This window comes from Pseudomonas sp. LBUM1666 (assembly GCF_059695775.1).
The window spans coordinates 4,816,522-4,830,112 of the sequence record NZ_CP166789.1 but is presented as its reverse complement, the minus strand read 5'-3'; the positions used below and the strand labels follow the sequence as shown (position 1 = coordinate 4,830,112).

The following is a 13,591-nucleotide window of genomic DNA, read 5'->3' as shown; positions in this document are numbered from 1 at the left end:
TTTCAGTTCAGGCAATCGGCGTGTTGACGCAGGTTCTGCCGAGCGTAGTAGTTGAAAGCGGCGGCGTGACGTTTCGGCCTGGCGATCCAGTCATGGGCTTCGCGGCCCAGCTCTGGCAGGATCGGCTTGATGGTCCCGGCGCTCATGGCCAGCAATTGCAGTTTGGCCGCTCGTTCAATCAGTTGCGCAATGACACAGGCTTCTTCGATGGTCGCGCCTGTGGACAATTGGCCGTGGTGCGAAAGCAGGATCGCCCGTTTGTCGCCCAGGGCTGCGGCAATCAGTTCACCTTCCTCGTTACCCACCGGCACGCCCGGCCAGCCTTCGAGAAACGCGCAATCGTCGTAGAGCGGGCAGAGGTCCATGTGGGAAATCTGCAGCGGCACTTCGAGCATCGATAGCGCGGCAACGTGGGTCGGGTGCGTGTGAATGATGCAGTTCACGTCTGGTCGCGCGCGGTACACCCAGCTGTGGAAACGGTTGGCCGGGTTGGGCATGCCGTGGCCTTCAAGCACGTCCAGGTCTTCGTTGACCAACAGCAGATTGCTGGCGGTGATTTCGTCGAAACCCAGGCCCAGTTGTTGAGTGTAGTAGGTGCCCGGTTGCGGGCCGCGGGCGGTAATCTGCCCGGCCAGGCCAGAGTCGTGGCCGTTTTCGAACAGAATCCGGCAGGTCAGGGCCAGCTTTTGCCGGTCGGTCCACGTATTATCCGCCAGGGTATTTTGCATCTGGGTCAGCGCTTGCTTGACCAGTTGCTCTTTGGGTAGTGCTAAGGTCTTGGCCATATCGGTGTCCTTTGGGTCGTTCAATGGACGTCGGATTTGCCGTTCACTCGGTGCTCGCAAGGTCATGGGTGAATGCAAATGACACAAGTGATGCTATATGACACTTTGTGTCATAAGCAAGGAAAAATCGTTGCTCCCTTGATGGATTAATCGCTCTACATGTCTATCCGTTTGAAATTACTGAGAAAAAAACTCGGCGTGACGCTGGAGGCCTTGGCCGAAAAATCCGGCATGACCAAGAGCTATCTGTCGAAAGTCGAACGCGGGCTCAACACCCCGTCGATTGCTGCCGCGCTGAAACTGGCCAAGGCGCTGAACGTGAAGGTCGAGGAGTTGTTCTCTGAAGACAGCGTCAGCCTCGACAGCTACAGCCTGGTGCGCAGCGATGAACGCCAGTCTCTGGCGTCCAACGATGAAAGCCCTGGTTACGCGGTGCTGGCTCATCAGGTCAGTGAGCGCAGCTTGCTGCCGTTCATGATTTACCCGCCGACCGAGTTCGCCGACAAGACCTTCAAGGAACATTTGGGGGAGGAGTTTCTGTTCGTGCATGAGGGGCAGGTGGAAGTGGACTTCATGAACGAGCGGGTGCTGCTCAATCGTGGGGACGCGCTGCATTTCAATGCGCAGAAACCGCACCGGATACGGTCAGTGGGGGAGGTGCAGGCGCAGTTGTTGGTGGTGGTGCATAGCGCCGAGGAATGAGCTGACCCCGATCGTTCCCACGCAGAGCGTGGGAACGATCTTGACCTAAACCTCGACCGGAACCGTCAGCTTCGGACTGCCCAACGCATGCGTCTTCGAATCAAAAAACCGCAACTCACTCCCGGTGCCCTCAAACACCTTCGCGTAATGCCGCTTCTGGTGCTGAATGAACGCCTTGCTGCGCGGATAAATCGAGATCGCCACCACCTGCGGTTTCGCCTGGCGCAAGGCGTGGATGATGTGGCTGTCCTGCTCACCCAATGCATGACCGAACAGGCACAACCCGTCGCCATGGCCAAGTAACTGGTCGTAGCAGAACGACAGATAGTCCGAGCTGCGAATGGTCTTGAGCTTGTCCTGCGCCGGACCTTCATTGACGAACAGCGGCACGTCGTCGAGGGTCTTGATCGTATTGTTGATCGCGAAACTGCCGAGCAACGTGCCCTCGGTCGACATCAGTTTGCGCGCCGTGCCGTCCTGATTCCGCACCAGATGCAACCCGCCATGCAGGTAAAGCAGGCGGGTTTTATCGGTCGTCGTGGCGCTCAGATCAAAGCTTGATTCTGCACCCTGAAACAGGTCGCTGATCGCATCAGGCTGGTGCTGAGTCGCCCAGTAATTGAGCAGATCGTAGTTGGTGGTGAACACAGTCCGGTAGCGGCCCAGTTCCTGATTGATCGTCGCCAGCGTCGAAGGCACCACCAGCCGCCACGGGATGTGCACCGCGTGCACGGTGTTGATCAGCGCTTCCTTGATCGCGTAGTAACGATTGCGCGGCGCGGCGGAACTCACGGCCAGGGCCTTGTTGACCCGGCTGGTGGTTTTCAGTGCGCTGAGCACCTGCTCGAAGCTGTGCGTCTGCAGGGCGTCAAACACGCTCAGCTCGGACTGGCTCAGCGGTTTTTCTTCGACGGTACGGGCGTTTTCGAACAGCGAGTCGTAGCCGAAGTCGTCCCACACGGCGCGACTGGCGCCGTTGCCCACCAGCAGGCCACTGAACGAGGCGGTGGCGCGCAAGGCGTTCCAGTCTTCAAGTTGGGCATCAACATCCTGGAAATCGGTCATTGCGGTCAAAGTCTCAAAGCAAAAGGTCTGATGGGCGGCGACTTTATCACGACCGAGACTTGAGCCAGATCAAGTTACTTCATGACCGATAGGTCGATCCTGTGGGTACCCGCCAGATCGGCGCTGCCGATTCGGCCTCAGCCAGGAGACTCGCTCATGAGCAGCACGTTTTTCATCCCCTCCGTGAACATCATGGGCATCGGTTGCCTCGACGAAGCCATGGACGCCATTCGCAAGTATGGTTTTCGCAAGGCGCTGATCGTGACCGATGTCGGGCTGGCCAAGGCCGGTGTGGCGAAGATGATTGCTGAAAAACTGGCAATGCAAGACATCGACTCGGTGATCTTCGACGGCGCCAAACCGAACCCGAGCACGGCCAACGTCGAGCGCGGTCTGGGCCTGCTCAAGGAAAGTCGCTGTGATTTTGTGGTGTCTCTCGGTGGTGGCTCACCCCATGACTGCGCCAAGGGCATCGCGTTGTGTGCGACCAACGGCGGACAGATCCGCGACTACGAAGGCGTCGACCGATCGACCCAACCGCAGCTGCCGCTGATCGCGATCAACACCACCGCCGGCACGGCCAGCGAGATGACCCGTTTTTGCATCATCACCGACGAATCCCGTCACGTGAAAATGGCCATTGTCGATCGCAACGTCACGCCGCTGCTGTCGGTCAACGACCCGGCGCTGATGGTCGCCATGCCCAAGGGCCTGACGGCCGCCACTGGCATGGACGCACTGACCCATGCCATCGAAGCCTACGTTTCCACGGCGGCCAATCCGATCACCGATGCCTGCGCACTGAAGGCGATCACGTTGATCAGCAACAACCTGCGTCTAGCGGTCCGCGACGGCAGTGACATGGCCGCGCGGGAAAACATGGCCTACGCACAGTTCCTCGCCGGCATGGCGTTCAATAACGCATCCCTGGGTTATGTCCACGCCATGGCTCACCAGCTGGGCGGGTTTTACGACTTGCCTCATGGTGTGTGCAACGCGATCCTGCTGCCCCACGTACAAAGCTTTAACGCGCTGGTTTGCGCCGATCGCCTTACCGATGTTGCCCTTGCGATGGGCGTCGATGTTCACGGTCTCACTCCGGAAGCGGGCGCCAAGGCGGCCATCGTGGCGATCCGCAGCCTGTCCAAAGACGTGGAAATTCCCGCCGGTTTGCGTGAGCTCGGCGCCAAGCTCAACGACATCCCGACCCTCGCCAGCAATGCCTTGAAAGATGCGTGTGGCCTGACCAATCCTCGCGTGGCGGATCAGCGCCAGATCGAGGAAATTTTCCGCAACGCCTTTTAGGAGGTTTTACGGCCGGGCGCGAGCATTACGCAAAGCATCGCGCCCAACGCCAGCAAGGTACACAACAGTGACAACGGCCATGCTTGCGGGCTCGCGATAAAACTGGCGATCCCGCCGATAACCGCGGCCATCAGTTGATGAATGAAACCGCTCAGCGCCATCGCATATGCACCGCCGACCGGCGAACCGTCATTGGCCAGGGACAGGCTGATCGGATAAGTCAAAGACTGGCCGAACACCGCAATGCAATAGGGCAACCAGAACAGCAGCGCCACTGAAGTGCCCGCCAAACTCCCCAGCAACATCACCGCGCTGCCGGCCAGCACCAGCCCTACCCCCGCTGTCATCAACCCGCGTTGACCGGTACGAAGTACAAAACCATTGACCGCCAAAGCCCCCAGAAAGTAGGCCGCGCTGATCGGCCAGCCCAACAACCCGTATTCCACGGCCGACCAGTTGAACGGTCCTTGCAGAATCAGCGGCGCTGCGGTGTTGAACGCCACAATCACCCCGTACCCAAGGCCGCCGGTGAGGGCCGGCAACAGAAAGGCTCGATGACGCAAAATGCGCCAGTAACTCGGCCAGGCGGATGACGGGGTATTTTCCTCGGCCAGCATCGGGAATGTCACCCGAGCCACGACCAGCCCCACCATCAGACTCACACCCCCCAACAGGTAGAAAATCGCCGGCCAGCCCAGCGCCACCTGGATGATCGACCCCAGGTATTGACCGATCCCCAGCGCCACCACAAAGGAAACTGAAATCCAGGACAACGCCTTGGCCAGCAGGTCGCCGCGGAAACTGTCGCGGATCAGCACCCGGGCCATGACCGAAATGCCGCTGGCGCCAATGCCCTGAACCAGTCGAAACGCCAGGAACGATTCAAGCGTCTGGCCCAGAGGCAGCGCCAGATTGCCCAACCCGTAGATGCCCAGCGCGGCGAGCAGCACCGGTTTGCGACCGATGCGCTGGCCAAGGCTGCCCCAGAACAACATCGGCAACGCCATGCCGATCAGATACACCGCCAGCCCCCAGGAAACCTGCGAGGCGTCGGCGGACAGATCCCGGGCAATCTCCGGCAACGCCGGCAGGTAAATGCTCATGCCCAATTGGGCGAGGAAAACCGTGCAGCAGGTGACAAGGAGGGTGGTGCTGCTCTTCATTGAATCTTCCCTGGTTTCAGTTCAACAGCCGATTTCCCGACCTCGAGTGCGTAAAAGCTCGGTAATCAGTTCACAAAAGTGGCGGATCAGCGTCGGCTCCATGTCGGCGCGCAGGGTGATTCTGATGGCCGCCTTGCCTTGTGCGACCACCGGAAAAAACACGGCCGAGGTGAAGAAACCGTGATTGGCCAGTTCCATGGCGATGCTGTTGGCCAACGCTGCTTCGCCGCAGTTGACCAGTCGAATGGCCATGTTGCTGTTGTGTTGATCGGTACGTATTAGGCCGTCGAACAGGCGGATATTAACCTGAAGTTTTTCCTGCAAGGCGGCAAATTCCGGCGTGCAATGAAGTTGGATGGACGCTCTGCCCGCACCAATGGCTGCACTGTTCAGGCTTTGCGACCAATTGCTGGGGCCGCCATAACGCGCAATGAGCTTCTTCTGCCGTTCATTGCCCAGCATCACCAGACCACCGCTGGCGCCAAACGACTTGGCCAGCGAGGCGACGATCAGGCAGTCATCCTCCAGGGCATGCATCCTGGGGCGCACGAGGCCAGCGCCCATTTTTCCGACGGCGGACAGCGCGTGGGAATCGTCCAGATAGAGAAACAACCCATAGCGGTCCTTCAGGTACAAAAGACTGTCCATGTCCGCGACCCCGCCCATGCTGTAGGCGCTGTCCGCGACATACGTGACTGTGCGGTGTTGCTGACACTGCTTCTCGAGAAAATCCATGTCGTTATGAGGGCAGGTCACGACCGTGGTTTCATCCGCGCAGGCGGCTTTGAGGTGATTCATCGAGTAGTGCGCTAACCGGTCAAAGACCATCACGGGAGGGCGGTTTTCCGTGAACACGCCGCTGGCCAGCAACGGCAGGATTGCGGCACTCGCCGCACTGCACGACAAGGTGCTCAGGCAGCTGGCGCCGAACAACTCGGACAGTTCGGTTTCATACTGTTCCAGAATTGCCAGCTTGCAGCGGTTCTTTGAATTGGCGACGCGAAGGGTGCCGGCTTCCCACAGTGTGTTTATGGCTCCATCGAGAATGTCGGGATGGTGATCCAGGCCCAGGTAAGACGTTGTACAGAAATGATGAAAGGCGCGCCCGTGCTGATCGAGCATCCGGTTGGCACTTTTGATTTCAACGTTAAGCCCTGAAATTTTCCCGGCTTCAGCGCTCTCCCAATCGTGATCGGCCAACGCGATGACTTTGCGGTAGTTGGTGTAGCGGTTTGCCGCCTGTGCTGTCTGGTCCATATGAAAATGACTTTCCTTGAGTGAAACGATCCATGGGTTTGTTGCAGTTCGTGTGTGTTTCCAGACTTTACAGAGCGCGGCGGAGGCTTTGAATCGGCTGTTTCCGGTACGGCTGAGTGTTACAAGAGATTTATGTGTAGGGCGATGCCTCGTGATGTTGTGGGCAATTTGCTTTGCCGAGTCGCGTAGAAACCGGGCTATCCTGCCGACTCAGTCGAACAGAAGTCATCGAGCCCTCCATGCTGCAAAAAAGCCTGATCCGCCGCCTCGACCTGATCACTCTCCAGCTGTTTGTCGCCGTTCATGAGGAGGGCACGCTGACCCGTGCCGCCGCGCGTGAAGCCATCGCTGTGTCGGCGGCCAGCAAGCGGTTGATGGAGTTGGAAGAAGCGCTGGGCATTAGTCTGTTCGTGCGCCAGGCCAAGGGCATGACCCTGACGCCGGCCGGTGAAACCTTGTTGCACCATGCCCGGCAGATGCTGTTCAACGTCGAGAAAATGGGGCTCGAACTGGGCGAGCACAGCCACGGTATCCGCGGTTATGTGCGAATGCTCGCCAACCTGTCGGCGATCATTCAGTTTCTGCCCGAAGACCTGCGGGACTTTTCCGAGCGTCACCCTCAGGTTAAGACCGACCTCGAAGAGCGGCCCAGCAGCGGGGTGATTCAGGGTGTGCTGGATGGCGTGGCGGACCTGGGAATCTGCTCCAGTGACAGCGACGTCAAGGGTCTGCACAGCGTGCTTTATCGACAGGACAAACTGGTGGTGTTGATGCTGCCCGATCATCCGTTGGCGAGTCGTTCCAGCCTGGCTTTCGCCGATACGCTGGGCAGCGATTACGTCGGTCTGCATTCCGCCAGTTCGATCAATATGCGCACCCACGCAGCCGCGCGAGAGGCCGGCAAAGTGCTGCGGCTGCGGATTCATGTACCGGGTTTCGACGCCATGTGCCGGATGGTCCAGGCCAACATGGGCATCGGCATCCTGCCGCAAAAGGCCTATGAGCTGTTTGGTCGGGCGTTGGGCTTGCACGCGGTGCCGTTGACGGATGACTGGTCGGATCGCGCATTGGTTCTGGTTTTGCGCGATGAAGCGGCGCTGTCGCCGGTGAGCCGGATGTTGTTCGAGCAGTTGCGCGGAGCGGATTGAGCGTTCGCGTTTCGCGAACGCTCGTTGCCAACTGAAGGTTGGATTCCAGCCCCCGTGGTCCTCTAGCCTTGGCACATATTCCAAGAACAACATGAGGTACCCCGCGATGACTGCCCCCTTGAGTGCAATCAAAGTGATCGAGATCGGCACGCTGATCGCCGCGCCGTTCGCCGCGCGCATGCTTGCCGAGTTCGGCGCCGAAGTGATCAAGATCGAAGCCATGGGTCAGGGCGACCCGCTGCGCAAATGGCGCAAGCTGCACGAAGGCACCTCGCTGTGGTGGTACCTGCAATCGCGAAACAAGAAGTCCCTGGCGCTGAATCTGAAATCCCCCGAAGGCATTGAACTGGTCAAGCAACTGGCGACCAGCGCCGATGTGCTCATCGAAAACCTGCGTCCCGGCACCCTGGAGAAGCTCGGTTTGGGCTGGGACGTGTTGCACGCCCTCAATCCCAACCTGACGCTGGTGCGTATTTCCGGTTACGGCCAGACCGGCCCGTACCGCGATCGTCCGGGATTCGGTGCGATCGGCGAGGCCATGGGCGGGATCCGCTACACCACCGGCACCCCCGGTTCACCACCGGCCCGGGTGGGCGTCAGCCTCGGCGATTCCCTGGCTTCGTTGCACGCGGTGATCGGTGCCTTGATGTCGCTACTGCGGGTCAAGACCGGGCAGGGCGGTGGGCAAGTCGTCGATGTGTCGCTGGCTGAAAGTGTGTTCAACGTCATGGAAAGCCTGGTGCCGGAATACGACATGCTCGGCCATGTTCGTGAGCGCAGCGGCGGGGCCTTGCCGGGCATCGCGCCCTCCAACACCTATCTGACGGCCGATGGCGCCTACGTGGTGATCGCCGGCAACAGCGACCCGATCTACAAGCGCTTGATGGACGTCATCGGTCGCCGTGATCTGGCCGATGCGCCGGAGTTTGCCCATAACGACGGGCGTGCCGCCAAGAGCAACGTGCTCGATGCGGCGATCACTCACTGGACCAGCAGCCTGCCGATCGACGATGTGTTGTCGGCACTGGAGGCTGCCGAAGTCCCGGCCGGGCGCATCTATTCAGTCGCCGACATCGTCGCCGATCCGCACTATCAGGCGCGGGACATGCTGCTCAACGCCGACCTGCCCGGAGGTGCCACGGTGAAGATGCCCGGCATTGTGCCGAAAATGTCCGAGACGCCCGGTGGCGTGAACTGGTCCGGACCTACGTTGGGCCAGCACACCGACGGTATCCTCGCGGGACTGGGTCTTACGGGGTCAGACATCGAACGGCTGAAAGCTCAAGGGGTGGTGCAATGATCACTGATTTTTCCGAGACCCTGATTGTTCAGGAAGTCTCCCCCCGCGACGGCTTGCAGATCGAGCCGACCTGGGTCGAAACCGTCGACAAGATTGCCTTGATCGATCAGCTGTCGCTGGCAGGTTTCAGCCGCATCGAAGCAGGCTCGTTCGTTTCCCCCAAGGCGATTCCGGCGCTGCGCGATGGTGAACAGGTGTTCAAGGGCATCACCCGGCAACCGGGGGTGATTTACGTCGCGTTGATCCCCAACCTGAAAGGCGCGCAACGAGCACTGGCGACGAGGGCCGACGAGTTGAATCTGGTGATGTCCGCCAGCCAGACCCACAACCTGGCCAACATGCGCATGCATTGCGAAGGCTCATTGGCTGCGTTCGGCGAGATCGTGCAATACGTTCGCGGGACGACGGTGCGACTCAACGCCAGCATCGCCACCACCTTCGGCTGCCCGTTTGAAGGCAAGATCGATGAGGATCGCGTGCTGCAAATCGTCGAGGCTTATCAGGAACTCGGGATTCAGGGCATCACCCTGGCCGACACCACCGGCATGGCCAATCCGCGGCAGGTTGATCGTCTGGTGCGGCGGGTCTTGCAGCGGGTTTCGCCGGCTGATCTGACCCTGCATTTCCACAACACCCGCGGGCTCGGTCTGTGCAACGTGCTGGCCGCCTACGAGGCCGGTGCCCGACGCTTCGACGCCGCCCTCGGCGGGCTCGGCGGTTGCCCGTTCGCGCCGGGTGCCTCGGGCAATATTTGCACCGAAGATTTGGTCAACCTGTGCGATGAAATCGGCATTCATACCGGCATCGATCTGCCGCTGTTGCTGCAATTGTCGCGAGGATTCCCCGCGCTGCTGGGCCACGAAGTGCCCGGTCAACTGGCCAAGGCTGGACGCAATTGCGATTTGCACCCAAGCCCTTCCTGACACCCCGGATCCCCCTGTGGGAGTGAGCCTGCTCGCGATGACTGAGTCACATCCAACATAAATGTCGACTGAACCACCGCTATCGCGAGCAGGCTCGCTCCCACAGTAAAAGCACTCACACCGAGCATCTCAACCAGACAACAAAAACAATCGGACACCCACGGGCAGTCCGCCTGGAGAACCATCATGAGCCTTAATGTACTGGAGGCGGGCGCGAGCCCGTCCGTTAGCCACGACGAAGAAAAAGCCCTGGTCAGCAAAGTCGCCTGGCGCCTGATGCCGTTGATCATGGTGTGCTACCTGTTCGCGTTTTTCGACCGCATCAACATCAGCTTCGCCAAGTTCCAGTTGCAGACCGACCTGAGCCTGAGCGACACCGCTTACGGTCTCGGCGCCGGGCTGTTTGTGGTGGGTTATGTGATCTTTGAAGTGCCGAGCAACATGATGCTCTACAAGGTCGGCGCCCGGCGCTGGATCGCCCGGATCATGATGTCCTGGGGCCTCGCTACTGCGGCAATGGTCTTCGTCAATAGCGAATGGCAGTTCTACGCGCTGCGCTTTGTGATTGGCGCGATGGAGGCCGGTTTTGCGCCGGGTGTGCTGTATTACCTGACGCTGTGGTTCCCGCAGCACTATCGCGGGCGCATCACGTCGATGTTGTTTCTGTCGTCGGCGTTTGCCGGTCTGGTCGGCGCACCGTTCTCCGGGCTGGTGCTGCAACACCTCGACGGCTTTATGGACATGCGCGGCTGGCACTGGCTGTTTCTGCTGGGTGGCGTGCCTTGCATCGGCCTCGGCTTGCTGGTGCTGACGTTGCTCAAGGACCGCATCGAAGACGCCCATTGGCTGACACCGTCAGAGAAAACGCTGCTGGCCAGCCGCATCGCGCACCATGAACCGCACAAGAGTGGCGGCTCGTTACTCGCCGCACTGCGGATTCCGGGTTTCCTGACTCTCGGGCTGATTTACTTCCTGATTCAGGTGGCGTCCTACGGCTTGAACTTCTGGGCCCCGCAACTGATTCGCAGCGCCGGCACCGAGAGCCCGGTGATGATTGGGTTGCTGACCGCCATCCCTTATATCTGCGGCGCCATCAGCATGGTGGTGATCGGGCGGTTGTCCGACTCGACCGGTGAACGGCGCAAGTTTGTCGCAGGTTTAGTGGCGGTGGGCGCGGTGGGGTTCTTCTGTGCGGGGATCTTTGCTGACCACACGACCTTCCTGATTGTCGCGCTGGGCTTGCTCGGCGCCGGGATCATCGCGTCCATCCCGAGCTTCTGGACCCTGCCGCCAAAACTGCTGGCCGGTGCTGGTGCAGGGGCTGCGGGCGGGATTGCGGTCATCAACACCCTCGGCCAGTTCGGCGGCATTGTCAGCCCGGTGATGGTGGGGCGGATCAAAGACCTGACCGGCAGCACCACGCCGGCACTGTATGTCATCGGCGTCGCCGCGCTGATCGCCGTCGCGCTGCTGTTGTGGGGGTTGCCGCAGAAGCTGCGCACACTGGACAAGTTTTAAAAGATCGCAGCCTTCGGCAGCTCCTGGGACCACGCATCCCTGTTGGAGCTGCCGGAGGCTGCGATCTTTTGATTTTCAAGAGGCTGCAATCACCGCTTTGGCCGGTGTAGCGCTGAACTGAATCAACACCACTCCCGCCACTAGCAACAAAGCGCCAACCCCCCGCGACACGGTCATCTGCCGCTCGACCAATCCAAACATTGCGAAGTGATCCAGCACCAGCGACGCAACCACTTGCCCGGCCAGCGCCAACGCCATAAACCCCGACGCCCCGAGCTTGGGCAGCAGCACCAGCGCCAGCGAAATGAAACACACCCCAAACGCTCCGCCAGCCCACATCCACAGCGGCGCCTTGCTGATGAACGCCAGCGACGGCAACGGCAAACGCAGCGCCAACATAACCGGCAACAACACCACAATACTCACCAACAACGACGCGAGGGTTGCCCACAACGGATGGCCCAAACCGCGACCGAGGTTGGCGTTGATAGCGCTTTGAAAAGGCACCACCGCCCCTGCTATCACGGCCAGCAGCAACAGCCCGGCCCAATGCAACGTACTCATGAAGATTCTCCAACAGGTTTTGCTGGACTCTAGAGTATTCGTCGCGCAGATTTAAATTCCAAATTGCTATCAAGAACATGCATCAGATGAATGATCTTCGGCGCGTCGACCTCAATTTACTGGTGATCCTCGACGCCTTGCTCAGCGAGCAACACGTGACCCGTGCCGCCGAGCGCCTGCACCTGAGTCAGCCGGCCGTCAGTCATGCCTTGGCGCGATTGCGTGATCTGCTTGGCGATCCTTTGCTGGTCCGGGCGGGCGCCAGCCTCCTGCCTACCCCGCGAGCCCTGGAGTTGATGGCACCTTTGGCCGAAGCCCTGGCTCAGGTGCAATCGCTGCTGGCACCGAATGCCTTCGATCCGGCCACCGCCAAGCGCACGTTTCGGCTGGCGATGTCTGACTATGGCGCTGCAATCGTCCTGCCGGGGTTGATACGGGCCTTGCGCCGGGAAGCGCCGGGCATCGATCTGCAAATCAGCCATGCCAGCCGCGAAGGCATGCTCGAGGGGGTGCTCAACGGCGACATCGACGTAGCGGCAGGCGTCTTTCCAGAGTTGCCGAACGAGTTGCGCAGCACCCCGCTGTTCGAAGAGCACTACGCCTGTCTGGTTGACCGCAACAGCCTGCCCGCCGATGGCGTGCTCGACTTGCCGACCTACCTCGCCCGACCCCACGTCCTGCTGGAAATGCGCGGCAGCGGCACCCCGGAAATCGAACGGGCCCTGACAGCCCTGCGTGAACGCCGTCGCGTGGCAATCAGCCTGCCGCACTGGAGCGTCGCCCCGGAATTCATCAGCGGCACCGACCTGATCCTCACGGTTGCTTCCCGAGGGTTGCTCAATATCGATGAGCAGTCGTTGATCGTGGTCCCGCCGCCGTTTCATATTCCGTCGTTTACGTTTGTGTTGGTCTGGCACAAGCGGCGGGGCGGGGATCAGGCGTTGAACTGGTTGAATGGGCGGATTGGGGAGGGGATTGGACCGACAAGCCCCCTCACCACAGATTTCTCACTCACCTCAAGATTTTCTTAAGCGAATAGCATTGTGGTTGGACCTGGCAGCCTGTCGGCAGCGGCCGTATGCGGGAATGAAGTTCTTCGACGATCAGTCAGTCGGGCCGCAGGGACCTGAGATAGACTTGCGTGCATTCACCAAGGCTAACAGGACTTCCAATGACCCCATCGCTGCTAATGGCTGTTCTCGCCTCGGGCTTTATCTACGGCATTACGCCGGGGCCGGGTGTGTTGGCGGTGTTCGGCATCGGTGCGGCGCGTGGTCGGAGGGCCGGGGCGGGGTTTCTCTGCGGGCATTTGCTGGGGGATGTGGTCTGGTGCAGCACCGCGTTGATCGCGATTGTCGGTGCGCGGGAAATCGGCAGTACCGCGTTCGATGTGCTGGGTGTACTCAGCGGGCTGTACCTGTTCTGGCTCGGTCTGCGCGCGGTTCGTGCCCGTCGCAGCAGTGTCGAAGCGCCACAGGGCCCTGCGCGGCAGCCGTTCTGGCACGGCATTCTGTTTGGCCTGACCAATCCGAAGGCTTACCCGGTGGCGGTAGCGACTTTTACGGCGCTGCTGTCCAGCCGTGCCGAATTGCTGCACTGGTCGATGCTGCCGTGGCTGATTGTCCTGAGCTTCGTTGGTGGCCTCATGGCCTACGCTATCCTCATTGGCATTGTCGGTGCGCGCCAGGTACGCACCGTGTACCAGCGTCATGAACTGTTGATCACCCGGTTGTGTGGGGTGATGTTTATCGGATTCGCCATCAATGCCCTGGCGCATGCATTGCCGGGGTTGGTGACGAACAAGGCTTGAGACTGATTGCAAGGAGGCGTCAGTTGTACTGATGGGGCAGGGAAGGTTCTT

The 13,591-nt window shown here is 60.3% G+C and carries 13 protein-coding genes; 8 read left to right on the top strand and 5 right to left on the bottom strand.

Annotated features, from left to right (window positions below; genetic code table 11):
• Positions 1 to 2: 2 nt before the first annotated feature.
• Positions 3 to 785: an aldolase gene (locus ACA056_RS22140; protein WP_095127978.1), complete on the bottom strand. Its 783-nt coding sequence runs from the start codon at positions 783 to 785 to the stop codon at positions 3 to 5.
• A 159-nt stretch (positions 786 to 944) separates the two neighbouring features.
• On the opposite strand from ACA056_RS22140, the gene ACA056_RS22135 reads away from it, so the two are divergent.
• Positions 945 to 1,487, top strand: a complete 543-nt coding sequence (locus ACA056_RS22135) for a helix-turn-helix domain-containing protein (protein WP_497267785.1) — start codon at positions 945 to 947, stop codon at positions 1,485 to 1,487.
• 45 nt (positions 1,488 to 1,532) lie between these two features.
• Here ACA056_RS22135 and ACA056_RS22130 read toward each other — a convergent pair whose 3' ends face one another.
• On the bottom strand, positions 1,533 to 2,552 hold the full coding sequence (locus ACA056_RS22130; RefSeq protein WP_497267783.1) for a DUF4917 family protein: 1,020 nt from the start codon (positions 2,550 to 2,552) through the stop codon (positions 1,533 to 1,535).
• A gap of 156 nt (positions 2,553 to 2,708) precedes the next feature.
• Here ACA056_RS22130 and yiaY point away from each other — a divergent pair, with 156 nt between their 5' ends.
• Positions 2,709 to 3,857: an L-threonine dehydrogenase gene (yiaY, locus tag ACA056_RS22125; protein WP_497267781.1), complete on the top strand. Its 1,149-nt coding sequence runs from the start codon at positions 2,709 to 2,711 to the stop codon at positions 3,855 to 3,857.
• Here yiaY and ACA056_RS22120 read toward each other — a convergent pair.
• Entirely contained in the window at positions 3,854 to 5,020 is a 1,167-nt protein-coding gene (locus tag ACA056_RS22120) for an MFS transporter (protein ID WP_497267779.1), read from the bottom strand. The two genes, yiaY and ACA056_RS22120, sit on opposite strands and share 4 nt — an antisense overlap.
• Before the next feature lie 21 nt (positions 5,021 to 5,041).
• Positions 5,042 to 6,277, bottom strand: coding sequence for an aminotransferase class I/II-fold pyridoxal phosphate-dependent enzyme (locus tag ACA056_RS22115; protein WP_497267777.1), 1,236 nt, complete (start codon positions 6,275 to 6,277; stop codon positions 5,042 to 5,044).
• A gap of 239 nt (positions 6,278 to 6,516) precedes the next feature.
• On the opposite strand from ACA056_RS22115, the gene ACA056_RS22110 reads away from it, so the two are divergent.
• The 4 genes from ACA056_RS22110 (at position 6,517) to ACA056_RS22095 (ending at position 11,166) form a co-directional block, all read left to right on the top strand.
• Positions 6,517 to 7,425, top strand: coding sequence for a LysR family transcriptional regulator (locus tag ACA056_RS22110; RefSeq protein WP_497267775.1), 909 nt, complete (start codon positions 6,517 to 6,519; stop codon positions 7,423 to 7,425).
• A gap of 106 nt (positions 7,426 to 7,531) precedes the next feature.
• On the top strand, positions 7,532 to 8,725 hold the full coding sequence (locus ACA056_RS22105) for a CaiB/BaiF CoA transferase family protein (RefSeq protein ID WP_497267773.1): 1,194 nt from the start codon (positions 7,532 to 7,534) through the stop codon (positions 8,723 to 8,725).
• Positions 8,722 to 9,648 (top strand): hydroxymethylglutaryl-CoA lyase, encoded by a 927-nt coding sequence (locus tag ACA056_RS22100; protein WP_497267771.1) that lies wholly within the window; start codon positions 8,722 to 8,724, stop codon positions 9,646 to 9,648. The genes ACA056_RS22105 and ACA056_RS22100 overlap by 4 nt, the downstream gene beginning before the upstream one ends.
• A 186-nt stretch (positions 9,649 to 9,834) precedes the next feature.
• Positions 9,835 to 11,166 (top strand): MFS transporter, encoded by a 1,332-nt coding sequence (locus tag ACA056_RS22095; protein WP_497267769.1) that lies wholly within the window; start codon positions 9,835 to 9,837, stop codon positions 11,164 to 11,166.
• 75 nt (positions 11,167 to 11,241) lie between these two features.
• Here the strand turns inward: ACA056_RS22095 and ACA056_RS22090 are convergent, their stop codons facing one another.
• Positions 11,242 to 11,730: a DMT family transporter gene (locus ACA056_RS22090; RefSeq protein WP_497267767.1), complete on the bottom strand. Its 489-nt coding sequence runs from the start codon at positions 11,728 to 11,730 to the stop codon at positions 11,242 to 11,244.
• 77 nt (positions 11,731 to 11,807) lie between these two features.
• Between ACA056_RS22090 and ACA056_RS22085 the strand changes: the two genes are divergently transcribed.
• Positions 11,808 to 12,761, top strand: a complete 954-nt coding sequence (locus ACA056_RS22085; RefSeq protein WP_497267765.1) for a LysR substrate-binding domain-containing protein — start codon at positions 11,808 to 11,810, stop codon at positions 12,759 to 12,761.
• A 140-nt stretch (positions 12,762 to 12,901) separates the two neighbouring features.
• Complete coding sequence (locus ACA056_RS22080) at positions 12,902 to 13,540, top strand: LysE family translocator (protein WP_497267763.1); 639 nt, start codon at positions 12,902 to 12,904, stop codon at positions 13,538 to 13,540.
• Positions 13,541 to 13,591: the final 51 nt, after the last annotated feature.